The sequence below is a fragment of the Microbacterium sp. MYb64 genome, assembly GCF_002979495.1.
Lineage (GTDB): Bacteria > Actinomycetota > Actinomycetes > Actinomycetales > Microbacteriaceae > Microbacterium > Microbacterium azadirachtae_A.
The window spans coordinates 96,135-122,788 of record NZ_PCOW01000005.1 but is presented as its reverse complement, the minus strand read 5'-3'; the positions used below and the strand labels follow the sequence as shown (position 1 = coordinate 122,788).

Annotated in this window: 29 protein-coding genes; 22 read left to right on the top strand and 7 right to left on the bottom strand. The window is 68.0% G+C overall.

The window, feature by feature from the left end:
* Nucleotides 1-37: 37 nt before the first annotated feature.
* On the top strand, nt 38-862 hold the full coding sequence (locus CQ044_RS06940; protein WP_105687787.1) for an undecaprenyl-diphosphate phosphatase: 825 nt from the start codon (nt 38-40) through the stop codon (nt 860-862).
* A gap of 64 nt (nt 863-926) precedes the next feature.
* Here CQ044_RS06940 and CQ044_RS06935 read toward each other — a convergent pair whose 3' ends face one another.
* On the bottom strand, nt 927-1,778 hold the full coding sequence (locus CQ044_RS06935) for a PAC2 family protein (RefSeq protein WP_105687786.1): 852 nt from the start codon (nt 1,776-1,778) through the stop codon (nt 927-929).
* 92 nt (nt 1,779-1,870) lie between these two features.
* Here CQ044_RS06935 and CQ044_RS06930 point away from each other — a divergent pair, with 92 nt between their 5' ends.
* Genes CQ044_RS06930 through lnt form a run of 9 tightly spaced genes read left to right on the top strand, consistent with a single transcriptional unit; the run spans nt 1,871 to nt 11,681 of the window.
* The gene (locus CQ044_RS06930; RefSeq protein WP_258133188.1) at nt 1,871-2,557 is read left to right on the top strand and encodes an HAD family phosphatase; all 687 of its coding nucleotides are present in this window, start codon (nt 1,871-1,873) and stop codon (nt 2,555-2,557) included.
* Nucleotides 2,554-3,585 (top strand): tRNA (adenine-N1)-methyltransferase, encoded by a 1,032-nt coding sequence (locus CQ044_RS06925; RefSeq protein WP_105687785.1) that lies wholly within the window; start codon nt 2,554-2,556, stop codon nt 3,583-3,585. The genes CQ044_RS06930 and CQ044_RS06925 overlap by 4 nt, the downstream gene beginning before the upstream one ends.
* Nucleotides 3,586-3,595: 10 nt before the next feature.
* Nucleotides 3,596-4,504 carry an FKBP-type peptidyl-prolyl cis-trans isomerase gene (locus CQ044_RS06920; RefSeq protein ID WP_146116750.1) on the top strand — a complete coding sequence of 303 codons (909 nt, stop codon included), beginning with the start codon at nt 3,596-3,598 and terminating at the stop codon, nt 4,502-4,504.
* The gene (locus CQ044_RS06915; protein WP_105687783.1) at nt 4,505-5,491 is read left to right on the top strand and encodes a YafY family protein; all 987 of its coding nucleotides are present in this window, start codon (nt 4,505-4,507) and stop codon (nt 5,489-5,491) included.
* Complete coding sequence (locus CQ044_RS06910; protein WP_105687782.1) at nt 5,488-6,477, top strand: YafY family protein; 990 nt, start codon at nt 5,488-5,490, stop codon at nt 6,475-6,477. The genes CQ044_RS06915 and CQ044_RS06910 overlap by 4 nt, the downstream gene beginning before the upstream one ends.
* Nucleotides 6,478-6,515: 38 nt before the next feature.
* A complete protein-coding gene (tatA, locus tag CQ044_RS06905; RefSeq protein WP_105687781.1) occupies nt 6,516-6,803 on the top strand; it encodes a Sec-independent protein translocase subunit TatA in 288 nt (95 codons plus the stop codon).
* Nucleotides 6,804-6,862: 59 nt separating this feature from the next.
* A complete protein-coding gene (tatC, locus tag CQ044_RS06900) occupies nt 6,863-7,618 on the top strand; it encodes a twin-arginine translocase subunit TatC (protein ID WP_105687780.1) in 756 nt (251 codons plus the stop codon).
* Nucleotides 7,615-10,089, top strand: a complete 2,475-nt coding sequence (locus CQ044_RS06895) for an RNA helicase (protein WP_105687779.1) — start codon at nt 7,615-7,617, stop codon at nt 10,087-10,089. Before tatC ends, CQ044_RS06895 begins: the two co-directional genes overlap by 4 nt.
* Nucleotides 10,090-10,091: 2 nt before the next feature.
* Nucleotides 10,092-11,681 carry an apolipoprotein N-acyltransferase gene (gene lnt, locus CQ044_RS06890; protein WP_258133187.1) on the top strand — a complete coding sequence of 530 codons (1,590 nt, stop codon included), beginning with the start codon at nt 10,092-10,094 and terminating at the stop codon, nt 11,679-11,681.
* Here lnt and CQ044_RS19515 read toward each other — a convergent pair.
* From CQ044_RS19515 to CQ044_RS06875, 4 genes are all read right to left on the bottom strand, one after another.
* Entirely contained in the window at nt 11,678-12,061 is a 384-nt protein-coding gene (locus CQ044_RS19515; RefSeq protein ID WP_181158206.1) for an RNA polymerase-binding protein RbpA, read from the bottom strand. The two genes, lnt and CQ044_RS19515, sit on opposite strands and share 4 nt — an antisense overlap.
* Nucleotides 12,062-12,215: 154 nt before the next feature.
* Complete coding sequence (locus tag CQ044_RS06885) at nt 12,216-12,929, bottom strand: glycerophosphodiester phosphodiesterase family protein (protein WP_308736924.1); 714 nt, start codon at nt 12,927-12,929, stop codon at nt 12,216-12,218.
* Nucleotides 12,930-12,985: 56 nt separating this feature from the next.
* Complete coding sequence (locus CQ044_RS06880; RefSeq protein ID WP_219844931.1) at nt 12,986-13,996, bottom strand: SPFH domain-containing protein; 1,011 nt, start codon at nt 13,994-13,996, stop codon at nt 12,986-12,988.
* Nucleotides 13,997-14,017: 21 nt separating this feature from the next.
* The gene (locus CQ044_RS06875; RefSeq protein WP_258133186.1) at nt 14,018-14,494 is read right to left on the bottom strand and encodes an NfeD family protein; all 477 of its coding nucleotides are present in this window, start codon (nt 14,492-14,494) and stop codon (nt 14,018-14,020) included.
* Nucleotides 14,495-14,629: 135 nt separating this feature from the next.
* Here CQ044_RS06875 and CQ044_RS06870 point away from each other — a divergent pair, with 135 nt between their 5' ends.
* Nucleotides 14,630-15,394 carry an SDR family oxidoreductase gene (locus tag CQ044_RS06870; RefSeq protein ID WP_105687777.1) on the top strand — a complete coding sequence of 255 codons (765 nt, stop codon included), beginning with the start codon at nt 14,630-14,632 and terminating at the stop codon, nt 15,392-15,394.
* 76 nt (nt 15,395-15,470) lie between these two features.
* Here CQ044_RS06870 and CQ044_RS06865 read toward each other — a convergent pair whose 3' ends face one another.
* Nucleotides 15,471-16,055: an HdeD family acid-resistance protein gene (locus CQ044_RS06865; RefSeq protein WP_105687776.1), complete on the bottom strand. Its 585-nt coding sequence runs from the start codon at nt 16,053-16,055 to the stop codon at nt 15,471-15,473.
* Nucleotides 16,056-16,177: 122 nt separating this feature from the next.
* On the opposite strand from CQ044_RS06865, the gene CQ044_RS06860 reads away from it, so the two are divergent.
* The 7 genes from CQ044_RS06860 (at nt 16,178) to CQ044_RS19395 (ending at nt 22,579) form a co-directional block, all read left to right on the top strand.
* The gene (locus tag CQ044_RS06860) at nt 16,178-16,615 is read left to right on the top strand and encodes a helix-turn-helix transcriptional regulator (protein WP_105687775.1); all 438 of its coding nucleotides are present in this window, start codon (nt 16,178-16,180) and stop codon (nt 16,613-16,615) included.
* 10 nt (nt 16,616-16,625) lie between these two features.
* The gene (locus tag CQ044_RS06855) at nt 16,626-17,036 is read left to right on the top strand and encodes a VOC family protein (protein ID WP_105687867.1); all 411 of its coding nucleotides are present in this window, start codon (nt 16,626-16,628) and stop codon (nt 17,034-17,036) included.
* An 84-nt stretch (nt 17,037-17,120) separates the two neighbouring features.
* On the top strand, nt 17,121-19,481 hold the full coding sequence (locus CQ044_RS06850; protein ID WP_105687774.1) for an excinuclease ABC subunit UvrA: 2,361 nt from the start codon (nt 17,121-17,123) through the stop codon (nt 19,479-19,481).
* Between the two features lie 10 nt (nt 19,482-19,491).
* Nucleotides 19,492-20,310, top strand: coding sequence for a TrmH family RNA methyltransferase (locus tag CQ044_RS06845; RefSeq protein WP_105687773.1), 819 nt, complete (start codon nt 19,492-19,494; stop codon nt 20,308-20,310).
* Nucleotides 20,311-20,886: 576 nt separating this feature from the next.
* Nucleotides 20,887-21,675, top strand: coding sequence for a hypothetical protein (locus tag CQ044_RS06840; RefSeq protein ID WP_146116749.1), 789 nt, complete (start codon nt 20,887-20,889; stop codon nt 21,673-21,675).
* 377 nt (nt 21,676-22,052) lie between these two features.
* Nucleotides 22,053-22,280: a DUF4190 domain-containing protein gene (locus CQ044_RS06835; RefSeq protein WP_181158205.1), complete on the top strand. Its 228-nt coding sequence runs from the start codon at nt 22,053-22,055 to the stop codon at nt 22,278-22,280.
* Nucleotides 22,277-22,579 (top strand): hypothetical protein, encoded by a 303-nt coding sequence (locus CQ044_RS19395; RefSeq protein ID WP_146116747.1) that lies wholly within the window; start codon nt 22,277-22,279, stop codon nt 22,577-22,579. The genes CQ044_RS06835 and CQ044_RS19395 overlap by 4 nt, the downstream gene beginning before the upstream one ends.
* Before the next feature lie 232 nt (nt 22,580-22,811).
* Here the strand turns inward: CQ044_RS19395 and CQ044_RS06830 are convergent, their stop codons facing one another.
* Complete coding sequence (locus CQ044_RS06830; protein ID WP_146116746.1) at nt 22,812-23,123, bottom strand: hypothetical protein; 312 nt, start codon at nt 23,121-23,123, stop codon at nt 22,812-22,814.
* Between the two features lie 256 nt (nt 23,124-23,379).
* On the opposite strand from CQ044_RS06830, the gene CQ044_RS06825 reads away from it, so the two are divergent.
* From CQ044_RS06825 to CQ044_RS06810, 4 genes are all read left to right on the top strand, one after another.
* Nucleotides 23,380-24,084: a hypothetical protein gene (locus CQ044_RS06825; RefSeq protein ID WP_146116745.1), complete on the top strand. Its 705-nt coding sequence runs from the start codon at nt 23,380-23,382 to the stop codon at nt 24,082-24,084.
* Nucleotides 24,081-24,653, top strand: a complete 573-nt coding sequence (locus CQ044_RS06820; protein WP_105687768.1) for an RNA polymerase sigma factor — start codon at nt 24,081-24,083, stop codon at nt 24,651-24,653. The genes CQ044_RS06825 and CQ044_RS06820 overlap by 4 nt, the downstream gene beginning before the upstream one ends.
* Before the next feature lie 89 nt (nt 24,654-24,742).
* Nucleotides 24,743-25,228, top strand: coding sequence for a hypothetical protein (locus tag CQ044_RS06815; RefSeq protein WP_105687767.1), 486 nt, complete (start codon nt 24,743-24,745; stop codon nt 25,226-25,228).
* A gap of 150 nt (nt 25,229-25,378) precedes the next feature.
* Entirely contained in the window at nt 25,379-26,401 is a 1,023-nt protein-coding gene (locus CQ044_RS06810; protein WP_105687766.1) for an alpha/beta fold hydrolase, read from the top strand.
* The last annotated feature ends 253 nt before the right edge of the window (nt 26,402-26,654 follow it).

Genomic DNA, 26,654 nt, shown 5'->3' with positions numbered 1-26,654 from the left:
GAACCGCGCGAGCCTGCGCACGACGCGAAAGCGATCCATGCACCTTCTCGAAGCCATCTTCCTGGGGATCGTCCAGGGACTCACCGAGTTCCTGCCCATCTCCTCCAGCGCGCATCTCCGCATCGTCGGCGCCTTCCTGCCGAGCGCGCAGGATCCCGGCGCCGCGTTCACCGCGATCACCCAGATCGGCACGGAGGCGGCCGTCGTGGTGTTCTTCTGGCGCGACATCGTGCGCATTGTCGGCAACTGGTGGCTGGCCCTGATCGGCCGGATTCCGCGTAACGACCCCGACGCCCGGATGGGGTGGCTGATCATCATCGGCAGCATCCCGATCGTGGTGCTGGGCCTCGTGTTCAAGGATCAGATCGAGACCGTGTTCCGTTCGCTGTGGCTCGTCGCGATCATGCTGATCGTGTTCGGCGTGCTGCTCGGGGTCGCGGACGCGATCGGGGCGCGGCGGCGCAAGCTCAAGGACCTCACTCTCGGCCACGGCATCGTGTATGGGCTCGCGCAGTCCCTCGCCCTGATCCCCGGCGTCTCCCGCTCCGGCGGCACCATCACCGCCGGACTGCTGCTCGGTTACGAGCGCGAAGCGGCCGCCCGCTACGCCTTCCTGCTCGCGATCCCCGCGGTCTTCGGATCCGGTGTGTACCAGGCGGTCAAGAGCATCGGCGAGCCGAGCGTGTTCTCCGCCGGCGAGACCCTCGCCGCCACGGGCATCGCCTTCGTCGTGGGGCTCGGTGTGATCGCGTTCTTCATGCGCTGGATCTCGCAGCGCAGCTTCCTGCCGTTCGTGGTCTACCGGATCCTGCTCGGCATCGTGCTGATCGTCCTGCTCGCGATGGGTGTGATCAAGCCCTGACGACGCGTCGGCCGGCGACGCCGACCGGATCCCGGGCCCCTCGACAGGCTCGGGGACCGGCGGCTCAGCGCTTGTGCTCGCCCGGGCCCTCGCCGTTGCGGCGGAAGAACCGCTCGAAGGCCTGAGCGATGGCCTCGCCAGAGGCGTCGGGCGAATCCCAGGTGTCGCGCTTCGTCTCCAGCTGCGCGATGTAGGCGGCCATCTCCTCGTCCTCCGCGGCGGCCGCGTCGATCGTGGCCTCCCACATGGCTGCCTCGGTGGCGAGCGTCCCGCGCGGGACGTCGACGCCGGTCACCTCGTGCAGCCGGTCGAGGAGCGCGAGCGTGGCCTTGGGCGACGAACCACCGGTCTGCACGTAGTGCGGCACGTTGGCCCAGAGCGACAGTGCGGGGATCCCGGCCTGCTCCGCCGAGTGCTCCAGCGCGGAGAGGATCCCGATGGGCCCCTCGTAGGTGGAGCGCTCGATGCCGAGCGCCTCGCGGACCTCGGCGTTCTCGCTCGAGGCGAAGATCGAGATCGGGCGCGTGTGCGGCACGTCCGAGAGCATCGCGCCAAGCGTGACGAATCCCGTGATGTCCTCGCTGAGGGCGGCGTCGATGAACTCCGCACTGAACGCCTGCCAGGCGCGTGCGGGCTCGGTGCCGGTCAGCAGCCACAGCCGCGGCTCGGTGCCGTCGGAGACCGCGGTCGGCCGCAGCATCCGCGCCGAGGGCCAGCGCAGGCTGCGGTTGCCCTCCTCATCGCGCTCGAGTGTCGGACGAGCCCACTGGTAGTCGAAGTACAGCTCAGGGTCGGCGGCGTGCACGACATCGAAGCCGCCGTCGTCGATCTGCTCGGCGGCGGCGGACGCGGCCTCGCCGGCGTCGTTCCAGCCGTCGAAGGCGGCGACGATGATCCGGTTCCCGAGTACCTGCACTGTGTTCCTTCCTGCGGCGACCTGCGCCGTGTGTTCCGTCCAGGCTAGTCCCCGCCACCGTCGGGGGTGCGGGCCGCCGGTACGATGGGGGAGTGAATCAGCACCCTCGCGCGGTCCTCTGGGACATGGACGGAACCCTTGTCGACACCGAACCGTACTGGATGGACGCCGAGACCGATCTCATCGAGTCCTTCGGCGGCACTTGGACGCACGAGCAGGCGCTGCAGCTGGTCGGCAACGGTCTGATCGACAGCGCGGTCATCCTGCAGGGCGCCGGCGTGAAGATGGGCGCCCAGGAGATCGTCGACGAGCTCACCGAGCGCGTGCGGGTGCGCCTGCAGCAGGACGGCGTGCCGTTCCGGCCGGGGGCGAGGGAACTGCTGCGCGAACTGCGCGACGCGGGCGTCCGCACCGCCCTGGTGACCATGTCGCTGCGGCGGATGGCCGAGGACATCGTCGCGCTGATCGGCTTCGACGCCTTCGACGTGATCGTCGGCGGCGACGACGTCGAGCGCCCGAAGCCCTTCCCCGACCCTTATCTGCAGGCGGCGGACGCTCTCGGCGTCGACATCGCCGACACCGTGGCCCTCGAGGACTCGCGCACGGGGCTGCAGGCCGCCGTGTCCGCCCGTACCGTCGCGATCGGCGTGCCGCACATCGTCGGGCTCGACGGTCTCGACGCTGATGCGCTCTGGGACACGCTCGCGGGACGCGGGGTAGACGATCTCGCCGCCGAGTTCACCCGCGTCCGCGCCGCCAGGGCCGAGGCCGCACTGTGAGCGCGCAGCGGCCCAGCGGTCCGTTCCGCGAGGGCGACCGCGTGCAGCTGACCGGCCCCAAGGGCCGGATGCACACGGTCACGCTGCGCGAGGACGGCGAGCTGCACACGCACCACGGCGTTCTGCGTCACCGTGATCTGATCGGTCTGCCGGACGGATCCGTCGTCGCGAACAGCTCCGGGAACGAGTACCTCGCCCTGCGCCCGCTGCTGCGCGACTTCGTGATGTCGATGCCCCGTGGCGCCGCCATCGTCTACCCGAAGGACGCGGCGCAGATCCTCACCCAGGCCGACATCTTCCCCGGCGCGACGGTCGTCGAGGCCGGCGTCGGATCCGGCGCGCTGTCGCTGTCGTTGATCCGTGCGATCGGACCCGCCGGGCGCCTGGTCTCGTTCGAGCGCCGGGACGACTTCGCCGAGGTCGCGAGCGCCAACGTGGAGACGTTCCTCGGCGAGCTGCCGGACACGTGGAGGATCGTCGTGGGCGATCTCCAGGAGCAGCTCTCCACCGAATTCGCCGCAGGTGCCGTCGACCGCGTGGTGCTGGACATGCTCGCCCCCTGGGAGTGCATCGACGCCGTGGCCGAGGCTCTCGCGCCGGGCGGAGTGGTGCTCTGTTACATCGCGACCGCGACCCAGCTGTCCCGCGTCGCGGAGTACCTGCGCGCCACGGAGTTGTTCACCGAGCCCGAGGCGTCGGAGACCATGGTCCGCGGGTGGCACGTCGAGGGTCTGGCCGTGCGCCCGGATCACCGCATGGTCGCGCACACGGGGTTCCTCATCACGGCGCGCCGGCTCGCGCCGGGTGCCATCCCGCCCGATGTGAAGCGCCGCGCCGCCAAGAAGCCGAGCTACGGCGACGAGGACGTGGAGCAGTGGACCCCCGGTGCCGTGGGCGATCGCGAGATCACCGACAAGAACCTGCGCAAGCGCGTCCGTGAGGCGCAGCGCGCGGCGGGCGGCGCGAGGCTTGCCGCTTCGGGCGACGCGGATGAGGATGCGGCGGGGAGCGCGGATCCGTCCGCTTAGACTGGAGCGCGTGCGTAAGACTGCCGCTGCTCTGATCACCCTCGGCCTCGCCGCCCTCGCGTTGGCCGGCTGCTCCGCTGGTCCGTCCTTCGCGGGACAGGCCTGCTCCGAGATGCCGACCTCCTCCGCGCTCACGAACTCCGTGACGGTGAAGGGCGACTTCGGCAAGGAGCCGTCGGTCACCCTGTCGCTGCCCACGAAGGTGCAGAAGGCGAGCGTCGACGACCTGATCCACGGCACCGGTGCCGCGATCACGACGAAGAACCAGCCGTTCGTGGCCGACATCGCGCTCTACGACGCGCAGACGGGGCAGCGGATCGGTGCGACCGGCTTCGACGGGACGACCGCCGTCGCGGATGTCAACACCCTCGCTTCTCAGGCGAAGGTGCTCGGCGACGCGCTGGAGTGCGCCAAGGCCGGCTCGCGCCTGCTCATCGGGTTCCCCGCGGGGACGGCAGCGAAGGGAGCTGCGGTCGGCGTCGTGGATGTGCGCACGGTGTTCCTCCCGCACGCCGAGGGCTCGCTGGAGTACAACGACGCGCTCGGCCTTCCGACCGTGGTGCGTGCTCCCGACGGCCGCCCCGGCGTCATCATCCCCGACGCCAAGAAGCCCACCAAGCAGGTGGTGCAGACGCTCATCCACGGCGACGGCGCGAAGGTCAAGAAGACCGACGGCGTCCGCGTGCAGTTCACGAGCGTGGACTGGGACACCCGCAAGGTCGTCAACAGCACGTGGGACTCGCAGTCCGCCGTGATCTCCGGCGCGGCCGGCATCGAGGGCCAGACCGTCGGATCCCAGGTCCTCCTGATCGTGCCCCCGGCCGCGGCCGGCCAGAGCACCGGCTCGGACGGCAACGGCACGCAGGCGATCGTCGTCGACATCCTCGGGATCGACAACTCCTCCGCGACGGGGCAGTAGATGGCGGAACGGATCCCCGCGGAGGAGCGCCTGACGAATCTCGTCGTGGCGCTCATGGCCACGGAGATCGGCCTGACCAAGCAGCAGATCCTCGCCTCGGTCTCGGGCTATCGCCAGCGCGCGGAGGGTCGAGCAGACGCGCTCGACAAGATGTTCGAGCGGGACAAGGACGAGCTGCGAGCGCTCGGCATCCCGATCGAGACGCTCGGCGACCACGCCGACCCGAATGACCTCCGCGAGGCCCGCTACCGTATTCCGAAAGCGGAATACGACCTGCCGGTCGACATCGAGTTCACGCCGGCCGAGCTCGCCGTGCTGCGTCTCGCCGGAAGCGTGTGGAGTGAGGAATCGCTGTCCGCCGACGCCCAGGCGGGTGTGCGCAAGATCCGCGCGCTGGGGATCGACGTGGACGAGCCGATCATCGGCTTCGCGCCCCGGATCACGGCCCGTGACGCCGCCTTCGCTCCTCTGCAGGGGGCTATCGAACGCAGCGTCGTCGTGGTCTTCGACTACCTGAAGCCGGGGGAGCAGGCACCCCGCCGACGGCGCGTGCAGCCGCTCGCGCTCGTCGAGTACGAGGCGCGCTGGCACGTCTTCGGACGCGACGTGGACGCCGAGGGCGACCGCATGTTCCTGCTGACCCGCATCGTGGGCGACCTGAAGGTCACGAGCGATGCGTTCCCCGCCGAACTGCGCGAAGGCGCGGGGGAGCGGGCGCTCGCAAGCCTGGAAGCCGTCGCCGCCGCGCACTCCGCGCTGCTCGAGATCACACCGGGCACCGAAGCGGCGCTGCGCCTGGGACGGCGTGCGGAACCGGCGCTGCAGGGCATCCGCGTGCCGTATGTGGATCTGCACATCCTCGCCGACGAGCTGGCCTCCTACGGACCGGAGGTGCGCGTGGTGGAGCCCGCGGTGCTCCGCGATGCGGTGATCGTGCGCCTGCGCGCCGCGGCCGCCGCGCACTCCGACGCGAAGGGCGGGGCATGATGGCGCAGCGCAGACCTCTGCTGAGCTCGGACCGCGTCCGTGCCTATCTCACGCTCGTGCCCTACCTGCTCGAGCGCGGCGAGGTGTCGCTGGCCGAGGCCGCGGCCGAGTTCGACATGACCGAGGCCCAGATGCGGGCGATGGTCGAGAAGCTCACCGTGATCGGACTGCCCGGCGACGAGGGCTACTGGCAGGCGCCGCAGGAGCTGTTCGACATCAACTGGGACCTGCTCGACGAGCAGGGCATCATCGAGATCACGAACGACGTGGGACTGCGCCGCGTGCCCAAGTTCACGGCGCGCGAGGCCGCAGCGCTGGTCGCCGGGCTGCAGCTGGCCTCGGCAGTGCCGGGTGTCGCCGAGTCGGGCGTGGTGCAGGGGCTCATCGCTAAGCTGTCCCGCGGAGCCGCCGGGCTGCCCGCCGATGTCATCGTCGCGCCGGGGCCGGTCGACGAGGTCCGCACGGTCGTCGCGACCGCTCTGCAGGAGCACGTGGCGGTGTCCTTCACCTATCGTGCGCCCGATGCGGCGCCGACGACGCGCACGGTCGACCCGGTGACGGTGCTGATCACCAATGGCCAGTGGTACCTGCAGGGCTGGTGTCATCTGCGCCGTGCGATGCGCACGTTCCATCTCGACCGTGTCAGCGAGCCGCGGCTCACCGAGATCCCGATCACGCACGGAGACGAACCCGTCCCTGAGCTCTTCGCCGGGAACGGCGAGAGCGATGAGGCGGTGATCCGCTTCCCGGAGCGCCTCGCCCCGCTGCTGCGCGACTATCTGCGCCGCGCCGAGGCCGGCGTGGAGAACGGCTCCATGACCGCTACGCTGCACGTGGGGGATCCGCTCAGCCTGAAGCGGCTGGCCGCCCGCTTCGGCGGCGCGGTGGAGATCCTGGAGCCTGCGTCGGCGCGATCCGCCGCTCGCGAATGGGCGATCGCAGCACTTGCGCTGTACTCCGAACAAACCACCCCGCAGTCACGGTAGACTGTGGCGCAACACCCGATCCATCAAGGGAGATCATCATGTTCGCCGGACTCAACGGATGGCATCTGGTCATCATCCTCGCCGTCATCCTGCTGTTGTTCGGCGCGGCCAAGCTTCCCGCGCTCGCGAAGAGCATGGGGCAGTCGGCCCGCGTCTTCAAGGGTGAGATGAAGGCCATGAAGGACGACGACGCCGCCGCTGCGACGGATGCCGCCACCGCTGCTTCGACGCAGGCGCCCGCGACCACCGCGCTGCCGACCGCCGCACCGAACGTCGCCGACACCAGCGCTGTCAACCCGCCGCACGACGCCGGTACCCAGCGCTGACGGGCGTGACCGACGCGTCACCGGCGACGAAGGGGCGGAAGCCGCGTCGCGATAGCACCATGCCCCTCGCGGGGCATCTCATCGAGTTGCGCAAGCGACTCGTCATCGCTGCGGCCGCGCTGATCATCGGCATGGTCATCGCGTTCTTCATCACCGACCCGATCCTCAATTTCGTCACGGAGCCGATCCGGCAGGTGGCGAAGGAACGAGGCAAGGATCTCGTCGGCTTCACCTTCTCATCGGTGACGGCGCCCTTCGACCTGCGCATGCGAATGGCCTTCTCGATCGGCATCTTCTTGTCCGCGCCGGTCTGGCTCTGGCAGATCTGGGCGTTCATCATGCCCGGACTCACGAAGAAGGAGATCCGGTACACCGTGGGCTTCGTCGCCTCCGCGGTGCCGCTGTTCTTCGCCGGCTGCTACGTGGGCGTCCTGGTCATGCCGCACATCATCGAGCTCATGGCCGGCTTCACGCCTGAGGGCGCGCAGAACCTGTACAACGCGCAGGACTACTACGACTTCGTCTTCAAGCTGATGATCGTCATCGGGGTCTCGTTCATCATCCCGGTGTTCCTCGTGGCGCTGAACTTCGCGGGCATCATGTCCGGGCGAGCGATCCTGAAGGCATGGCGGATCGCGATCCTCATCGCCTGCCTGTTCGCCGCTCTGGCGACGCCCGCGGCCGATGTGGTGAGCATGCTGATGCTCGCCGGCATCCTGATCGTCCTGTACTTCGCGGCGGCCGGCCTGTCGCTGCTCTTCGACAAGCGCAAGCACAAGCGCCAGCAGGAGTTCCTCGAGGAGCCCACGGTATGACCTCACCGGCGGATCGTTACGCCGCCGCCCGCGCCGCTCAGGACCACCCCGCCACGACATCGTTCGCGGCGATGCAGCGCTTCCAGCTGGATCCGTTCCAGGTCGAGGGCTGCCATGCCCTGGAGCGCGGCAGCAGTGTCCTCGTCGCCGCGCCCACCGGTGCCGGCAAGACGATCATCGGCGAGTTCGCGATCCATCAGGCGATGTCGACCCTGTCGGACAAGGCGTTCTACACCACGCCGATGAAGGCGCTGTCGAATCAGAAGTTCCGTGAGCTGGTCGAGGTCTACGGGGCCGACCAGGTGGGACTCCTCACCGGAGACGTCAACATCAACGGCTCCGCGCGCATCGTGGTCATGACCACCGAGGTGCTGCGCAACATGATCTACGCGGATTCCCGCGCTCTCGACGATCTCCGCTACGTGATCATGGACGAGGTGCACTACCTCGCCGACCGGTTCCGCGGCGCCGTGTGGGAAGAGGTCATCATCCACCTGCCGCAGAGCGTGCGGCTCGTCGCGCTCAGTGCGACGGTGTCGAACGCGGAGGAGTTCGGGGACTGGCTGGACACCGTCCGCGGCGGCACCGAGGTCATCGTCTCCGAGACCCGCCCTGTGCCGCTGGAACAGCACGTGCTCGTGCGGGACGATCTGCTGCCGCTGTTCGACGACCGTGCCGGGATCGCCACCGCGCAGGTCAACCAGGAGCTGCTGCGGATCCGCTCGTTCGGCGGCGCCAACTACGAACGCAACCGCGACGCGCAGCAGTACCGCAGCGCGCGCCATGCCGGAGCGCAGGGGCGGCGTCCGCAACGAGGCGGCAAGCGCCCCGTGCGCTCTGCCAACGTCCGCCGCATCGAACGGCTCGACCGCCCTCAGGTCGTGGATCTCCTCGACCGCGCGAACCTGTTACCGGGGATCTTCTTCATCTTCAGCCGGGTCGGATGCGACGCGGCGGTGCAACAGGTCCGCCGCTCCGGGCTGCGGCTGACCACGGCGGAGGAGCGGCGCGAGATCCGTGCGATCGTCGAAGACCGCGTCCGCACGCTGCGCGACGAGGATCTGGCCGTGCTTGGCTACTGGGACTGGCTGGACAACCTCGAACGCGGCGTCGCCGCGCACCATGCGGGGCTGCTGCCCGCGTTCAAGGAGATCGTCGAAGCGCTCTTCCAGCAGCGCCTGCTCAAGGTCGTGTTCGCGACCGAGACGCTCGCGCTGGGCATCAACATGCCGGCCCGCACCGTGGTGCTCGAACGCATGGAGAAGTTCAACGGCGAAGCGCGCGTCGCGATCACCTCGGGGGAGTACACCCAGCTCACCGGCCGCGCCGGCCGTCGCGGGATCGACGTCGAGGGCCACGCCGTCGTGCAGTGGACCGAGGGCATGGATCCCCAGGCCGTCGCCGCACTCGCCTCGCGGCGCACCTACCCGCTGAACTCCAGCTTCAGGCCCACGTACAACATGGCGGTGAACCTGCTCGACCGGTTCGGGCGGAATCGCTCCCGCCAGGTCCTGGAATCGTCCTTCGCGCAGTTCCAGGCGGATCGTGCCGTCGTGGGCCTCGCACGCACGGTGCGCGAGGCCGAGACGTCGCTGGAGGGCTACCTCGGGTCGATGACGTGCGACCGAGGCGACTTCACGGAGTACTCGGGGATCAGGCGCGAGCTCAGCGACCTGGAGAAGAAGAACCGTGCCGATCAGCAGGCGCCTCGAGGCGTGCGCGAGAAGCGGCTGCATCAGATCGAGTCGCTCCGCCGCGCGATGCAGCGCCACGCCTGCCACCGGTGCCCCGATCGTGAGCAGCATGCGCGCTGGGCCGAGCGGTACTGGAAGCTCAAACGAGAGACCGACCGCACACGCCGCCAGATCGAGAACCGCACCGGCACGGTCGCCCGAGTGTTCGACCGTGTGCTCGACGTGCTCACCGAGGTCGGCTACGTGCAGGGGAGCGGCGACGCGCTGACGCTCACCGATGCGGGGCGCACCATGCAGCGCATCTATGGTGAGCGCGACCTGCTCGTCGCGGAGTCGCTCCGGCGCGGCCTGTGGGACGGCCTGGATGCGCCGTCGCTGGCGGCGATGGCCTGCGCGCTCGTCTACGAGCCGCGACGGGACGACGGCTCCATCGACCCCCGCGACCTGCCGCGAGGCCGGTTCAGGATCGCCTGGGAGCGCACGCAGGAGCTCTGGGCCGAACTCGACGACCTCGAGCACGACAACCGGCTGCCGGGATCCGACCGTCCTTCCGCCGGTCTCGCCGGCGCGATGCACGCCTGGGCACGGGGGAGCGCGCTCGACGCCGTGCTGGAGGACGCCGACATGGCGGCGGGCGACTTCGTCCGCTGGGCCAAGCAGACGATCGATCTGCTGGATCAGCTCTCGATCGTCGCCCCGAACGCGGAGACGGCCCGTACCGCCCGCACCGCGCTCGACGGTGTCCGCCGCGGCATCGTCGCCTACTCGTCGATGTGATCGTGACGACCCGCCTGACCGCGCCCGTCGACGCCGGAGCCGCATCCGCAGCGACCCGGCCCGTGCTGCCGCTATGGGCTGCCCTGATCGCTGCGGCCGCCGCGGGGGGTCTGCTGAATCTCGCGTTCCCGGCGCTCTCGCTCTGGCTACTGGCGTTCCCCGCCGTGGCGCTGCTGCTCGTCTCGCTGATCGGCCGTCGCACCTGGTCCGCACTGCTGGTGGGCTTCGTGTACGGCGCCGTGTTCTTCCTGGTCCTCGTCTCCTGGACGGCTCGCTATCTGGGGCCGATCCCGTGGCTCGCCCTCGGACTGCTCGAGGGCGCCCTGACCGCGATCGCGCTGATCCCGGTCACGCTCGCGTACCGGTGGATCCCCCGGATCATGCGGCCCGGGCCGGCCCGCTCGCTCCTGCTCTCGGTCATCGTCGCCGCCCTGTGGGTCGGCCGGGAGCTGTTCGTGGGCAACTGGCCGTACGGCGGATTCCCGTGGGCGCGCATCGCCTACACGCTGTCCGACACCTCGGCGGCGCGCGTGACGAGCTGGATCGGCATCAGCGGACTCGGTTTCGTGATGGTCCTCCTCGTCGCGGTCCTCGTCGAGGTCGTCCGCGCCCGCCGGCTTCCGCGCGCCGTGACGCTCCTCGTACCCGCGGCACTCGTCGCCCTGCTCGCATTCCTGCCCGCGTTCCCGACGACGGCGAACGGCTCGATGCGCATCGGAGCCGTGCAGGGCAACGGCCCGACCGGATACTTCGACAAGCGCGAACCGTTGTCGGTGCTGAACGCACAGGCGGCGGCCACAGAGCCCCTGTACGGCAAGCGCATGGATCTGCTGGTCTGGCCGGAGGGCGGCCTGGACGATGATCCGTTCCAGTACCCGGTTCTCGCCGACGCCCTCGATGCGATCTCCGCGCGCGTGAACGCGCCGATCCTCGCGAACGCCGCCACCCAGAAGGGCGAGCTGTTCTACAACACCTCGTTCCTGTGGCCCGCCGACAACCACCGTCCCCTGGCGCGGGAGGACGTGCAGACGCACGCCAAGCGGCACCCGGTGCCGTTCGGCGAGTACGTGCCGGACCGCGCGTTCTACAACGCGATCGTGCCCGATCTCATCGGCTTGATCGGACGGGAGTACACCCCGGGCGCAGATGCTCCGGTCGTCCGCGTCGGGGACACCCCGGTGGGTCTCGCGATCTGCTTCGACGTGATCTACGACGACCTCATCGCGGAGGGCATCGGATCCGGCGCCCAGGTGCTCATCTTCCAGACCAACAATGCCGACTTCCGCGGCACCGAGGAGAACCTGCAGCAACTCGGGATCGCACGCATGCGCGCCGTGGAGACCGGGCGCTCGGTCGTGAACATCTCGACCGTCGGCACCAGCCAGGTGATCCGGGCCGACGGGTCCACGCAGGCGTCCCTGAACGAGGATCGCCCCGGTGCGCTGCTCGAGGATGTCGAGCTGCACACCGGGGCGACCGCGGGTGTTCTCATCGGGCCCTGGTTGGAGCAGATCCTGCTGTGGGGCGGGCTGCTCCTCGTCGCGTTCGCGGGTGTTTCTGCGCGAGTGCGACGGAGCCGGTCAGGAGCTTAGGCGCCGATCCGCTCGCGCGTCGGATCCTCACCGGCACCGCGACGGGCGCGGATGAAGGCGAGACGCTCCTCCAGGAGCTCCTCGAGCTCGGCGCGGGTTCGGCGCTCCAGAAGCATGTCCCAGTGGGTGCGTCCGGCCTTGTCTCCGTCCTCCGCGATCTCGACGGGCTTGCCGTCGACTTGGAGGCGGGCGTCGGCGCCGCACGCGCGGCACTCCCAGGTGGTCGGCGGCTCGGCGTCGGCCGCGAACATCAGGGTGGTCACGTGGCCGCAGGAGTCGCAGGTGTATGCGCTCTGCTGGCGTTCCATGAAGACGACGCCCTCTTCGCTCTGAAGGCTCTGGGCGCCGAGTCGGATTCCTCTAAGGCTGCGATCTGCCATTGTGTGGTCCTCTCGTCGCCCTCAGGTATATCGGCCCGGCCTGTGCAGAAGATGCGAAGGGGGCAAACCATGAAGTCTTTCACAGTCGATACCCAGCCCGCAGCCGCTGGGCGAGCTGATCGGGACTGGATCCTCGTGCGGGTGAGACCGGATGTCAGTGCGGCGCCAGCGTCCGGATGGCGAGGTCCGCCCGGTCCGTGACGACGCCGTCTGCGCCGGCGGCGACCAGCGCACGCATGCGCTCCGGGTCGTTCACCGTCCACACGTGGACCTCGACGCCGGAGTCGTGTGCGGCGCGGACGAGGGAGGGGGTGAAGACGCGCAGGGGACCGAATCGCTCCGGGATCTGCACGGCGTCGAGCCCCTGCAGGATCCTCCGCGTCCAGCTGCGCAGCCGGAGCGCGGAAGCCAGCCGCAGCATCGCGATCGCGTTCCTTCCTCCGGAGGAGGCGGGCAGCACATCGGCGTCGGCCCTCACCGCGGCCGCCAGTGCGGCATGCCGGTTGCGGTCGTCGAAGCTCGTGAGGAGCACTCGATCCCCGTGCGGGGCGGCGGCGCGCCCCACATCCTCGGCGGCGGCCCGCGCCTTCACATCGACGTTGAACCGCAGCCGGGGGAACGCGTCGAGGGCTTCCGCGAGGGTGAGCAGGCCTCCGTGCGCGGCGAACAGCCTGGACAGCTCTGCCGTCGTCACCTCGGCGACGGGCCTGGGGTCGCCCAGCAGGCGCTGCAGGGTCTCGTCGTGGAAGAGCACGGCGTCGCCGTCGGCGGTCGCCCTGCAATCGGTCTCCACGTATTCCGCGCCCGCGGCGTCCGCAGCCGCGATCGAGAGTGCGGAGTTGTCGAACACAGACGAGTCCTCGCCCACCAGACCGCGGTGAGCGAGGACTCGCGGCGCCGAAGCGCCCTGGAAGTACGGGTGCGTCACGCGACGCCGTCGGAGGCGGGCGCGGGGGGAACCGCAGCGGTCGATGCGGCCGCGCGCGTCGTTGGCACCGAAGGCGTCGAGGGCGCCTTCGGGGTGAACGGCGTGGATCCGCCGGATCCCGGCGAGAATGCGCCACCGAAGTTCTTCAGGGCCTCCGTGAATTCACTCGGGATGATCCAGAGCTTGCTGGATGCGCTCTCACTGATCTTCGGCAGCATCTGCAGGTACTGGTAGGCGAGCAGCTTGTCGTCCGGCTGGCCCTGGTGGATGGCGTTGAAGACGTTCTGGATCGCCTCCGCCTCACCCTGCGCGCGGAGCACCGCGGCCTGCTTCTCGCCCTCGGCGCGGAGGATCTCCGCCTGTCGCTGGCCCTCGGCCTCGAGGATCTGCGACTGCTTCGTGCCCTCCGCGGTCAGGATCGCCGCGCGACGGTCGCGCTCGGCGCGCATCTGCTTCTCCATCGAGTCCTGGATGGACACGGGCGGGTCGATGGCCTTGAGCTCCACGCGTCCGACGCGGATGCCCCACTTGCCCGTCGCCTCGTCCAGCACGACGCGCAGCTGCCCGTTGATGTTGTCGCGGCTGGTCAGCGCCTCCTCGAGGTTCAGACCGCCGACGACGTTGCGGAGCGTGGTAGTGGTGAGCTGCTCAACGGCGCCGAGGTAGTTCGCGATCTCGTAGGTCGCGGCCCTGGCATCGGTCACCTGGAAGTAGACGACCGTGTCGATCGAGACCACCAGGTTGTCCTCGGTGATCACGGGCTGCGGCGGGAACGAGACGACCTGCTCGCGCATGTCGATGAGCGGGCGCAGACGGTCGATGAACGGCACGAGCAGGTTCAGACCCGGCATCAGGGTCTTGTGGTACCTGCCGAGCCGCTCGACGACCCCGGCGGTCGCCTGCGGGATGATCCTGACCGATCGCGCGATCGTCACCAGCACGAAGATGATGACGGCGATCGCCAGGATCCACCCGATGGCGGTGGGGATGAAGGATGCGCTGTCCATGAAGGGCTGCTCCTGTTTCTCCTAGACGTGGGCGGAACGGACGTATGCGGTGGCGCCTTCTATGCGCGACACGGTCACGGGGGCGCCGGGGGAGAGGGGCGCGATGACGGGCGCGTCGGAGGAGAGACGGGCGGTCCAGGTCTCGCCGTTGCTGAGCTTGACCTGTCCCGTGAGCGTGGTGACCTCGAGCAGCACGGTGCCGTGCAGGCCGAGCAGCGCGTCGACGTTCGACCGTGTCTGATCCTCGCCGCGGTGAAGGCGCCTCAGCAGCGGAGGCCGCAGCACGAAGATGAGCAGCACGGCGGCGATGGCGGCGATGATCACCTGCACCCAGACGGGCCATCCGGTGAGCGTCGACAGCAGGCCGACCGCGGAACCGAGGCCGAGCATCAGGAACGTCATGTCGAGCGTGAAGATCTCGATGACGAAGAACAGGACCATGAGGACCAGCCAGCCGATCCACGCCCAGTCCTGGAACATCTGCAGGATCGTATCCATACCGCCCCCTCTTTTTGCCAACCTATCACGCGGCTCTGGCGCGGACTCCGCGTCACGCGCCGCGGAATCACGCGGATTGGTAGGGTGATCTGGTCCCACCCGCGCGCCGTGTGCGCACCCTCTCGAGGAGTCCCCGTGTCTCAGATCCTTCCCGCCGAATCACTGACCGGCAAGGTCGCCCTCGTCACCGGATCCTCCCGGGGGATCGGCGCCGACACGATCCGGTACTTCGCCGAGGCCGGCGCCGACGTCGTCATCAACTTCCGCAACAAGGCCCCTCGCGCCGAGAAGCTCGCGGACGAGGTGCGCGCACTCGGCCGCCGCGCCCTCGTGGTCGGCGCCGATCTGACGGACCCGGCGTCGGTTGCCGAGATGTTCGACGCGGTGAAGGCGGAGTTCGGCGGGCTGGACGTCCTGGTGCTCAACGCCTCCGGCGGCATGGAGTCGAACATGGGTGAGGACTACGCCCTGCGCCTCAACCGCGATGCCCAAGTCAGCGCGCTGCAGACGGCGCTCCCGCTGCTGCGCGAGGGCGGCCGCATCGTGTTCGTGACGAGCCACCAGGCCCACTTCATCCGCACCACCCCGACCATGCCCGAGTACGAGCCTGTCGCACTCTCCAAGCGTGCGGGCGAGGACGCCCTGCGCGAACTGATCCCATCGATCGAGGAGCAGGGCGTCGAGTTCGTCGTCGTCTCCGGCGACATGATCGAGGGCACCATCACCGCGACGCTGCTGGAGCGGGCCAACCCCGGCGCGATCTCGCAGCGCCGTGAGTCGGCAGGTCGGCTCTACAACGTCGCGGAGTTCGCGGCCGAGGTGGCGCAGGCGGCTGTCGAGCCGGTTCCGGCCGACCACACGCGGCTCATCGGCGACGTGAGCGGATTCGTCGCGGAGTAACGTCCCGCGAAGGCACGGAAAAGCGGCCCGGAGCTCATGCTCCGGGCCGCTTTCCCGTGTGCGACGTGCGCTCGGGTCAGAGGCCGGCAGCCGCGGCTGCGGCCTTCGCGTCCTTGCCGATCGTGATCGCGCGGATGATCTGCGCGATGCCGAGCACGACGAGGGAGATCGCGAGGAACAGCCAGAAGAACGGCACGGCGGCGAGGCCGAGGCTGATCACGGCGATGCCGGCGATGATGCTGAGCAGCGCGTACAGCAGCGTCCACGTCTTCGAGCCGTCGCTGCCCATGAGGGTGAGCGAGACGACGCCGTCGAAGATCCAGCTCACGCCGATGAAGATCACGGTCACGAGGGCGAAGGCGATCGCGGCGGTCTGGATGTTGGTGAAGGCGATGATGCCGGCGACGATGTACAGCACGCCGAGCAGGATGTGACCCAGACGGGCCCATCCGGACTTCCCTGCGCTGAAGATGCCGAGACCGACATACACGACGCCGGCGACGATCAGATAGGCGGCGATGATGCCGGTGAGGACGAAGGCGGTCTTGACCGGCCACACCAGCATGACGAGGCCCGCGATGAGGGCGATGACACCCGAGACGGCGAGGAACACTCGAAGCGACTTCACGAGGCTCTTCGCTCCGGCAACTGCTTCGGACATGAGGATGGCCCTTTCTGAGGAATCCCTGGGAGTTGGGGATGCCCTCACTGTACAGCGGCGGCAGCGCGAGGGTCCGGAACGGCGAGCGCCCGTGTCCTGGTCCGTCGTGCGAGGATCGGGGGATGAGCTCGGCCGCCGATGACGATCGCCTGCGCGATCTCGCGGCCCTCCGGAAGGTGCGCGATCGGATCGATCGCGAGTACGCGCAGCCGCTCGATGTCGAGGCGCTGGCGGCGGGCGTGCACATGTCGTCCGGGCACCTCAGCCGCCAGTTCAAGCTCGTGTACGGCGAACCTCCGTACTCCTATCTCATGACGCGCAGGATCGAGCGCGCGATGGCCCTGCTGCGCAGGGGGGACGTCTCCGTGACGGAGGCGTGCTTCGCCGTGGGCTTCCAGTCGCTGGGCACGTTCAGCACGCGCTTCTCGGAGCTCGTGGGCGTCTCACCGAGCCGGTATCGCGCCGATCCGGGGCTGGGTCCCGGCATCCCGTCGTGGATCGAGAAGCAGGCGACGAGACCGATCAGGAATCGAGAAGCCCCGCGGGAGCCTCCGGCGTAGCGTGAGCCGCATGGACATCATGATCAACGCCAGCTTCCTTCCGCACACCGACGCGGAGGAGTCGCTCCGCTTCTATCGCGATGTGCTCGGATGGGAGCTTCGCAAGGACGTCGGCTACCAGCAGATGCGCTGGCTCACGGTCGGGCCGGCGAACCAGCCCGACACCTCCATCGTGCTCACTCCGCCCGCGGTGGATCCCGGCATCAGCGACGATGAGCGGCGCACGATTCTGGAGCTCATGGCGAAGGGGAGCTTCGGCGGCGTTGTGCTCGCCACCGAGAACGTGGACGCCGCGTTCGCCGAGATCGAGGCGCGCGGCGCGGACGTCGTGCAGGAGCCGATCGACCAGCCCTACGGGATCCGCGACTGCGCGTTCCGCGATCGGGCGGGCAACATGATCCGTCTGCAGCAGGTCGCCTGACCGCTCTGCGGTGCCCGCCGGCGCGTCGGCGGGCACCGCTATTCTTTTGTCCCGCACCCTTCCGCCCGCACGATACGGAGCAGCATGCCGATCACCGAGTCGCATATCGCCGACACCCACGATGCGATCCGGGTGCAGGGCGCCCGGGAGAACAACCTCAAAGACGTCTCGATCGAGCTGCCCAAGCGGCGGCTGACGGTGTTCACCGGCGTCTCCGGATCCGGCAAGAGCTCGCTCGTGTTCGACACCATCGCGGCCGAATCGCGGCGCATGATCGACGAGACCTACAGCGCGTTCGTGCAGGGCTTCATGCCGTCTGTTCCGCGCCCCGACGTCGACGTGCTCGAGGGGCTCACCACGGCGATCCTCGTGGATCAGGAGCGCCTCGGGGCGAACCCGCGCTCGACAGTCGGCACCGTGACCGATGCGAATGCGATGCTGCGGATTCTGTTCTCCAAGCTCGGCAGCCCCTACATCGGCGGGCCGACCGCTTTCTCCTTCAACATCCCCACGCAGAAGGCCAGCGGCGTGATGACCGGCCCCGGTGGTGAGAAGAAGATCGTCAAGGACGCCATCTACCTGGGCGGAATGTGCCCGAGGTGCGAGGGCAGGGGAGCGGTGTCGGATCTGGATCTCACGCAGATCGTCGACGAGACGAAGTCCCTGAACGACGGCGCGATCATGGTGCCCGGGTACACCGCCGACGGCTGGATGGTGCGTCAGTTCGCCGAGTCGGGCTTCTATCCGGGTGACAAGGCGATCGAGGCGTTCACGGAGAAGCAGCGTCAGCTCTTCCTGTACGGCGAGGTCACCAAGGTCAAGATCAACGGGATCAACATCACCTACGAGGGGCTGATCCCGAAGATCACGAAGTCCATGCTGTCCAAGGACATCGAGGCTCTGCAGCCGCATATCCGCGCCTTCGTTGAGCGCGTCGCGACGTTCGCGATCTGCCCCGAGTGCGACGGCACGCGGCTCACCGAGGGTGCGCGCTCCTCGAAGATCGCGGGCGTGAGCATCGCGGACGCCTGCCGCATGCAGGTCACGGACCTCGCTGCCTGGGTGCGCGGGCTCGACCTGCCCGGCGCGGGCCCGCTGCTCGAGGCGCTGCGCGCCAACCTCGAGGCATTCGTCACGCTGGGGCTCGGATATCTCTCGCTCGAGCGCCCCAGCGGCACCCTGAGCGGGGGAGAGGCGCAGCGGATCAAGATGCTCCGGCACCTCGGGTCCTCGCTCACCGACGTGACCTATGTGTTCGACGAGCCTACGATCGGCTTGCACCCGCACGACATCCAGCGCATGAACGGCCTGCTCGAGCAGCTGCGCGACAAGGGCAACACCGTGCTGGTCGTCGAGCACAAGCCGGAGACCATCGCGATCGCGGACCACGTCGTCGACCTCGGGCCCGGAGCAGGCAGCGCCGGCGGTGAGATCTGCTACGAGGGCACGGTCGAGGGGCTGCGTGCCAGCGGGACCCTCACGGGTCGTCACCTCGACGATCGCGCCACCCTCAAGCCCGAGGTGCGCGAGCGCACCGGGGCGATCGAGGTGCGCGGGGCCACGACCAACAACCTGCAGGGCGTCGACGTCGACGTGCCATTGGGGGTCCTGACCGTGGTCACCGGGGTCGCCGGATCGGGCAAGAGCTCCCTGATCCACGGTTCGGTCGCTAAGGGCGAGGGCGTCGTCTCGATCGACCAGACCGCCATCAAGGGGTCGCGCCGCAGCAATCCGGCGACGTACACGGGACTTCTGGAGCCGATCCGCAAGGCGTTCGCGAAGGCGAACGGAGTGAAGCCGGCCCTGTTCAGCGCCAACTCCGAAGGCGCCTGCCCGACTTGCAAAGGCGCGGGCGTCATCGTCACCGAACTCGGTTTCATGGACACCGTCGAGAGTCCCTGCGAGGATTGCGGCGGAAAGCGCTTTCAGGCTGCTGTGCTCGAGTACAAGCTGGCAGGGAAGGACATCACTGAGGTGCTCGACATGCCCGTCGCCCAGGCACACGAGTTCTTCCGCGGGGGAGAGGCGAAGATCCCGGCCGCGGTCACGATCCTGAGCAGGCTCGAAGATGTCGGGCTCGGATACCTGTCGCTCGGTCAGCCGCTGTCCACGCTGTCCGGCGGGGAGCGCCAGCGCATCAAGCTCGCTACGCAGATGGCCGACGGCGCGGCGACCTACGTGCTGGACGAGCCGACCACGGGGCTGCACCTCGCCGACGTGCAGAACCTGCTGGGCCTGCTCGACCGACTCGTCGACGCCGGCAGGTCGGTGATCGTGATCGAGCACCATCAGGCCGTCATGGCGCACGCCGACTGGATCATCGATGTCGGGCCCGGCGCCGGCCACGATGGCGGGCGCATCGTCTACGAAGGCACACCGGCCGATCTGGTCGCGGCCAAGTCCACGGTCACGGGGGAGCACCTCGCCGCCTACGTGGGGGCGTGAAGGGGAGACAATGGCAGACCTTCGGATCTCTACGCGCAATTCGCGGTTCCAGCTGCTCGAGGCGCTGACACGCAACCGCAACCATCGCCTGCGCGAGCATCGCTTCGTCGTGCAGGGCGTGCGTCCGATCTCGCAAGCGATCGAGCACGGCTGGACGATCCTCACCGTGATTCACGACGCGGAGCGGTCGCTGTCGTCCTGGGCGCGAGAGGTGCTCCAGCAGGCGCCTGAGACGATCGCGATGAGCCCTGCGCTGCTCGCCGAGCTCGCGGACAAGGACGAGGGCGCCACCGAGATCATCGCCGTGGTGGCGATGCCCGACGACGACCTGTCGCGGATCGCGGTGCCGCAGGACTTCCTGGGGATGGTCTTCGACCGACCGACGCAGCCCGGCAACATCGGGTCGATCCTGCGCTCGATGGATGCGCTCGGAGGGCACGGCCTGATCGTCTCCGGACACGCGGCGGATCCGTATGATCCGAAGTCGGTACGCGCCTCGACCGGCTCACTGTTCGCCACGCCTGTCGTCAGGACGGCTTCGGGCGGCCCCGTCTTCGACTGGGTGCACCAGGTGCGCGCGCAGGGGACGCCGCTCACACTGGTCGCGACGGACGAGCACGGCGACGTGGACGTGTGGGACTACGACTTCACCCAGCCGTCGCTGGTGCTGATCGGCAACGAGACGACAGGGTTGGCGCGCGGCTGGCGCGACGCGGCAGATGTGATGGTCCGGGTGCCGATGAGCGGGTCGGCGAGTTCGCTGAACGCCTCGAACGCGGCCACGCTCATGCTCTATGAAGCTGCACGGCAGCGGGCGGCCGCGGCGTGACGGGCAGCCCCGCGGCGTGACGGGCACCTGCGATAACGGAGAGGGTGACATTATGTCAGCTCTGCTATTCTGGTACCCGCGTGGAGAATCTCCTAGGGAAGAGTCCATCTGGGCGGCGACGCGATCTCGGCCTTCGGCATGAGCTAGCCGGCGTGGATCCGCCAGGTCGTCATCCAGGCGTCTCTGGGACGAGAACTCGAACTTCATCTGGCGTCGTGTCGTCGTCGGCACATTCGTAGGCGTGCATTGCGACACGTTCTCTGGAAGCGCCCACAGCAGCTGAAGTCGCCCACGGCAGGCAGTACGGCGTGATCGGCATGGTTCGATGGAGCCTGCGCAACCCGGGCGGTATCGCTGATAATCAACATTATGTCAGTACGAAAATGGCCTACTCCTGGTAGATGCGAAAACGACGCCTGGCACACCTGGCACGACTCCCCTCGCTTAGTCCGGAAGTTGGTCGGTCTGACGCGCGTCTGGAGGTGCTTGCGCGACTGGATCTGCGTCCAGCACGCAGAAGGAATCGCTTGGACAATTTCGCCCACTCGTGGGCCGCGATCGTGAGAGGCTGACCGCGTGAACAACGGCGGGCGCGAACCGACGCGAATGGCCAGGATCGACGGTGCCGTCGAGGCGATCGACTGGTTCGCAGGCGGTGCCGAGATCCCCGAGCTCTTTGCCGGCGTTGACGCGCACGGCTGGGACGCTGATGTCTGGCTGCTGTCTGCGATGTACGTTAATCATTCACTCCCGTCGGGACTGACTCACGATGAGGTTCACAAGATCCAACTTTCGGCGGGGGTGGAGGCGCCGCTCGTCATCGCCGACGTCAACCTCGACGAGACAACGGTGGTTCAGGGCGGCGGCCTGGGATTCTCACCGACACCTGGCCCGGAGTGGTCTCGCGTTCGATGGGCGGACTACTCGCCAGATCTCGATCGCATCGCCCGCGAAGCCAAGGTGCCGCCGTGCTTCCGTTGGTTCCCCCCTGGGAGCTGGCCAGCCAACGTACTCCCGCCCGATGAAGGGTCGCTGGACGAGAGCAGCTTCCGTGCGCTGGTCGCGACGCTCGCCGAGCAGAGCGGCGGTTTCGGCGCCGAAATCACGGCGTTGTATGCCGACGGCGCGAGCGGCGACTGGGCGGGAGAACAGTCACCGCACGTTTGGAGGGGGCCGTTTGCCGCCATCGACGAATTGATCGAGCGCTTCGGCTGTACGCCATCAAACTTCTGGCCCGCTGATCGGTCATGGTTCGTCTACACCGACTACGACCTCTGGGCGACAAAGGTCAGCGGCTCGCGGAGTCTGATCCACGCCCTGAAGTCGAACGTGGATCTGGATTCCATCGATTGGCCCTCGGCGTGACTGTCGCGAGAGCCGTAGGTTGCGCTCAGGGATCCGGCCCCGTGCCTCGCAAGGGCACCCTATCTGCCGAGTGAGGGCTGTTACCTGGCCTTGGCGTTCAAGTGCCGAGACGTGGTCGCGTAATGAATCCCGCGCGATGGCATCTCTGTTAGTGACACCTCGATGCGCGGCACAGACCCCTGCGGCGCGTCAACGTCGCGGCGAAGGGCGTCCTCTGCCGCCCCCGCCCCCGAGCAATGTGAGCCCATGAACCCGCTTGCCCCGTCCTCCCCGCTGCCTGCGCGCGCGATGGCGGTGTGACGATGGAGATCCGTCCTCGGACCGCGAGGTCAGCGCCCCTCACGGATCCGCTTTTCGCATCTGCCCGGATGAACTCCTTGGCCACCATCTCCCTGATCAGCGGGTTCCTCGGCATCGTATGCCTGGTCCCCCTGCTCGGCTCAGTCGTCGCGCTCATCGCTGGGCACACAGCGCGGAGGCAGATCGAGATGCATCGGGAACGTGGTCGGGAGCGGGCGGACCTCGGAATCATGCTCGGGTGGGTGGGGCTCGTCGTCGTGATCGCCGCCTCCATCGCCGCCATCATCATCGTCGTCTTGTCATGACCCACGCCCACGCGCAGCCGAACAGCATGAACAGAGAAGTCCGCGTGGCGCTTCACCCTCGCACCCTGGAGCGTTTCCGCAACCGCAGCGGCAAGTCCGTATCGAGGGTTCTATCCGACGTCGGAATGAATGCGATGGACTTCCGCACCTGCCTCCATGGGGGCTTCACCCTGAACGACGTCGCACGTCTGGCCGACGCGCTGGGCACGACGCCCCGCGAGCTCACAACCGCGAGCACCGTGCAGGCCACCGCCGACCAACTCCGACGAACTCCCGTCACCCGAGAGGGAGCCCGCTGACGCCAGGTGCTATCGCGGACGATCTGTGCGGCGCGATCGTCGCGCTGCGGACAACCAGGACACGGGGTTACCCATCAGAAGATGACCTGTTCCCGCAGTCACCATGCCGTGCCGCCGCGATAGTCCGTGAGAACTGCTTCCAGGGAAAGTCGCTTCGCTTCCCCGCTCCCCCACGGTGCCGCCCAGGAGGGGCATGGGACATCATGAAGCCGGACCGCGCGCGAACGCTCGATCACCATTCACCGCATCCGTATACCTGTACCGACAGACTGACGAACGACGCTGATGTCGAGACGTCTTGGTAGATCCAAAACGTGAACAGCATTGGCACGCCCATCCTCGATATCGCATCCGCGGTCAGCTGCGCTCCGATGCTGTCTGAAGAGATCGAATCGGCGAGACCCTTCGCCAGATGATCGACCCCTATCGCGACGCTCATCTCCGCGTCCCTGCGCACATCGCCGGCGACATCCCCGCCGGCGCACCCCGACAGCAGGATCGCCGTGGCGGCCACGGCAAGCCCGGATCGGAAGGACTTCTTCACCAATGCAACCTACTCCCGACTCCAGGCGCTTCTCAGTCAGTCGCGCCCGAATCCAGGCGGCACGTGGCGAGGTTCGGACTGCGCGAGCTCTGCAAGCGCATGGCCGCCTCTCCCCCAAACCATCTCGATATCGAACATGCTGGGCGTGAAGATCCGTATCGTCGGCACATCGCTTTTGAGTTGAATCGAGGTTGCCATGGACGATCGGGCATCAACCGGACAGGTACGTAGTAGAAGCGATCCATTGGAGAGAGCGATGCCTGACGAACCACTCACCGAAAAGCTCGACCGTTCCGCACCTGTTACCCCATCCATCGATTCTGCTTGGTTCGCCGAGACGATCGCGGTCATGTCCCGGGAAGCGCGGGCCGAGGCAACGGCAAGGCGGCGTACGCGCGCAATGCGCTGGGCGGCCGGGGCGGGTCTGGCGGTGCTGTTCACCGGCGGTGCGAGCGCGGCGATTGCCAGCGGTTTGTTCACCTGGACTGGGTGGGCCGCCAAACCCGATATCGCCTATTCGTTCACGTTGCCCAGCGGCCGGCAATGCGAGGAGCACATTCTGATCAACGAGACCACAACGGCAGGCGACCGAATTCAGACGGCGTCTGCAGCTGGGGCGGCGCTGAAGGCTTGGGCGACGTCGGCCGATTTCACCAAGCTCGTGGATGTGCCGGCCCAACTTGCCGCATTGAATCCTGCGGACGGGTTGCCCAAAGCTGCTGAGGCAAAGGGAACAGTGTTTCCCGATCCGAATGGCCCCGACGCGCTCATGGTTGTACTCAAGAGCAGCGGCGGGCTCGACGTGGTGCCGAAGACGACGGCCGGACCCACCGCCGACGACCTCTACGCGATTGCGGTAGACACGGGGCTGCAGGATGTGCTCGACGCGCACGCCGTCACGGTCGGTGCATCCACGGACTGGTCGACCAATCTGCAAATGCAGTGCCAGCCAGCATCATGAACGAACCCGACAGGCTCACAGCAGCACTGACCGAGTCCGGATCGGACCTATTGGCGTACTTCCTCCGCCGCGTGGAGAGGGACGACGCGGCGGACCTGCTGGGCGAGACCATGGTCACCGCTTGGCGGCGAGTCGGTGGCCTACCCGTCGAAGCCGAGTCCGCCCGAATGTGGTTGTTCGGCGTCGCCCGCGGCGTGCTGCGCAACTACGCCCGCGGGAAGCGGCGGCAGCGGGCCCTCGCGCATCGTCTGCGCGATCGGCTCCACCAGGAAGTCGTTCCGCCCGCAGATCAGGGAGTGGACGTGCGCGACGCTATCGAGCGTCTTCCGTCCGATCTTGCGGAGATCATCCGGCTGGTGCACTGGGAACAACTCTCCCTGGTCGAATGCAGCGCCCCGCTCGGCATCCCGGCGTCCACCGCCCGCGGGCGCTACCAACGCGCTCGCCAACGACTGCGCGTCTTGCTCGATCCGCAAACGCCCGGAACTCGTGCCCGTGACGACCGACCGTCCGCCGACGACAGCACTCCGAGCGAACTACTCGCAAGACCGAAAGGATCCGGGCGTTGATCGACCCGGTTGTGCGACGCCCGCAGATAGACTCTCCCCCTTCACCGCAACGAGAGTCGCGAGATACCAGATCAGGGAGACCGGACATCATGTTCCATGAGACCAGCGTCGGACCACGCTGGATGGTCTACCTCGGCGCAGCTGTCCTCGTGTTCCTCGCCGCTATCACCGCAATCGTGGTCCCCGCCATCGTCGCCAAGCCCGATGCCCCGGACCCCTGGATCATTTGGCTCCTTCCGGTCGCCTTCCTCGTGATCCTGGTGGCCGGAGTCCTGTTCCTCCTACGACGCATCACGCTCACCGTCTCGGATACCCACATCACCGCGCGCCTCGTGCCGTTCCGCGTCATGCACATCCCCCTCGCCGAGGTACGTCAGGTCGAGACCACGACGGTCACCATCGGTGACGCCGGCGGGCTCGGGTGGCGACTGGCAGGCTCGGCCCGGTTCCTTCTGTGGTCCCCCGGCCCGGCCGTGTGCGTGACCCTCACCGACGGGCGGACAAGAGTCCTCCGAACCGACCACGCGCCGGAGCTCACCCGCGTCATCACCACATCGGCACTCACATCCTCATAGAAGCGGGTGCAACCGCCAGTGAGCACCGGCTATCCGGTCGCGCCCTGATGAGCCCCGTTCGGAAAGATGGTTCTGCGGGACCATCTTTTGTGACCGGCGCTGGTACCCGCGCCCGATCCGCCGTGCGGACGCCCACCATACGTTGAACCTATGAACACCCGCACCGCCGGATCCGGTCGTCACTCCACTCCGAACGATCCCCACGACACCCCGCCGAAGCGCAAGCCGCGCCGTGGGAGGACGTTCCTGAAAGTCGTCGCGTTCTCGATCGCGGGCCTTGTGGCCGTCGTCGGTGTCACGCTCGCCGTCACCTCCATCACCAACGCGGTCGCCACGTCGGCGGAGGCCGAGGAGATCGAGCCGTATGGGCAGAAGGTCGACGTCGACGGCAAGAAGATGAACGTCGTCGTCAGCGGACAGGGCGAGCAGACCATCGTGCTGCTGCCCGGCTTCGGCACGGCGTCGCCGGCGCTCGACTTCGGCCCCCTCACCGAGAAGCTCGGCGCGAACTACCGCACCGTTGTCGTGGAGCCGTTCGGCTACGGTCTCAGTGACCAGACCGACCGGCCGCGCACCTCCGCGAACATCGTCTCCGAAGTACACGACGCTCTCGGCCAGCTCGGGATCCACCGCTACACGTTGATGGGTCACTCCATTGCGGGCATCTACGGCCTCGAGTACGCGAACGCATACCCCGACGAGGTTTCTGCGTTCGTCGGCATCGATAGCAGCGTGCCCACGCAGCGTGGGATGGACGACGAACTGCCGATCGGTGCGATGCAGGCCATGAAGTCGCTCGGGCTGATGCGCGTGCTGACCGATCTCGGGGGCGATCCCTATGCCGGCACGCCGTTCACTGAGGACGCGAAGAAGCAGATGAAGATCCTGTCGATGCAGAACAGTCTCAGTGCGACGTACGTCGACGAGACGGAGCACTTCTCGCAGAACTTCCACGACGCGCAGCGGCTCGCTTTCCGCCGCGACCTGCCGGTGCTCCTGTTCGTGCAGGACGACAACACGGACGTGAAGGGCTGGATGACCTTGCACGAGGAGCAGGCGGCAAGCGTCGACCGCGGCGAGGTCATGCCGCTGCCCGGCGAGCACTACCTGCACCACACCCTGTCGGCGGAGATCGCTCAGGGAACGCAGCGATTCCTCAGCGAGTCACGCTGATCCGGCCTGTCTCTCCGTGCCCTTGCGTCGACGCCCCCTCCGAGGATCCGCGCCCCCTCTGAGACGCGTCTCTGCGAGGGGGCGTCGGTCGCCAGAGGGGGCGCCAACTCGGGATCGTTGCGATCGGTGCCCCGCTCCCCCGCTCAAGGTGCATCGGTTGCGCTGAACACCTACCCGCCCGCCATTGCACTGAGTGCAATGACTCTTGGTGATTCCGTTCCGTCCCTCCTAACTGGTCTAGAGCGCCCGAATC

Excerpts from the sequence above, each read along its gene's own strand:
- CQ044_RS06810 (WP_105687766.1), top strand. The coding sequence starts at position 25,379 with ATGAACACCCGCACCGCCGGATCCGGTCGTCACTCCACTCCGAACGAT.
- tatA (WP_105687781.1), top strand. The coding sequence starts at position 6,516 with ATGTTCGCCGGACTCAACGGATGGCATCTGGTCATCATCCTCGCCGTC.
- CQ044_RS06845 (WP_105687773.1), top strand. The coding sequence starts at position 19,492 with ATGGCAGACCTTCGGATCTCTACGCGCAATTCGCGGTTCCAGCTGCTC.
- CQ044_RS06940 (WP_105687787.1), top strand. The coding sequence starts at position 38 with ATGCACCTTCTCGAAGCCATCTTCCTGGGGATCGTCCAGGGACTCACC.
- CQ044_RS06895 (WP_105687779.1), top strand. The coding sequence starts at position 7,615 with ATGACCTCACCGGCGGATCGTTACGCCGCCGCCCGCGCCGCTCAGGAC.
- CQ044_RS06875 (WP_258133186.1), bottom strand. The coding sequence starts at position 14,494 with ATGGATACGATCCTGCAGATGTTCCAGGACTGGGCGTGGATCGGCTGG.
- CQ044_RS19515 (WP_181158206.1), bottom strand. The coding sequence starts at position 12,061 with ATGGCAGATCGCAGCCTTAGAGGAATCCGACTCGGCGCCCAGAGCCTT.
- CQ044_RS06880 (WP_219844931.1), bottom strand. The coding sequence starts at position 13,996 with ATGGACAGCGCATCCTTCATCCCCACCGCCATCGGGTGGATCCTGGCG.
- CQ044_RS06825 (WP_146116745.1), top strand. The coding sequence starts at position 23,380 with ATGCCTGACGAACCACTCACCGAAAAGCTCGACCGTTCCGCACCTGTT.
- CQ044_RS06820 (WP_105687768.1), top strand. The coding sequence starts at position 24,081 with ATGAACGAACCCGACAGGCTCACAGCAGCACTGACCGAGTCCGGATCG.
- CQ044_RS06915 (WP_105687783.1), top strand. The coding sequence starts at position 4,505 with ATGGCGGAACGGATCCCCGCGGAGGAGCGCCTGACGAATCTCGTCGTG.
- CQ044_RS06910 (WP_105687782.1), top strand. The coding sequence starts at position 5,488 with ATGATGGCGCAGCGCAGACCTCTGCTGAGCTCGGACCGCGTCCGTGCC.
- tatC (WP_105687780.1), top strand. The coding sequence starts at position 6,863 with ATGCCCCTCGCGGGGCATCTCATCGAGTTGCGCAAGCGACTCGTCATC.
- CQ044_RS06850 (WP_105687774.1), top strand. The coding sequence starts at position 17,121 with ATGCCGATCACCGAGTCGCATATCGCCGACACCCACGATGCGATCCGG.
- CQ044_RS06815 (WP_105687767.1), top strand. The coding sequence starts at position 24,743 with ATGTTCCATGAGACCAGCGTCGGACCACGCTGGATGGTCTACCTCGGC.
- CQ044_RS06865 (WP_105687776.1), bottom strand. The coding sequence starts at position 16,055 with ATGTCCGAAGCAGTTGCCGGAGCGAAGAGCCTCGTGAAGTCGCTTCGA.
- CQ044_RS06855 (WP_105687867.1), top strand. The coding sequence starts at position 16,626 with ATGGACATCATGATCAACGCCAGCTTCCTTCCGCACACCGACGCGGAG.
- CQ044_RS19395 (WP_146116747.1), top strand. The coding sequence starts at position 22,277 with ATGACCCACGCCCACGCGCAGCCGAACAGCATGAACAGAGAAGTCCGC.
- CQ044_RS06860 (WP_105687775.1), top strand. The coding sequence starts at position 16,178 with ATGAGCTCGGCCGCCGATGACGATCGCCTGCGCGATCTCGCGGCCCTC.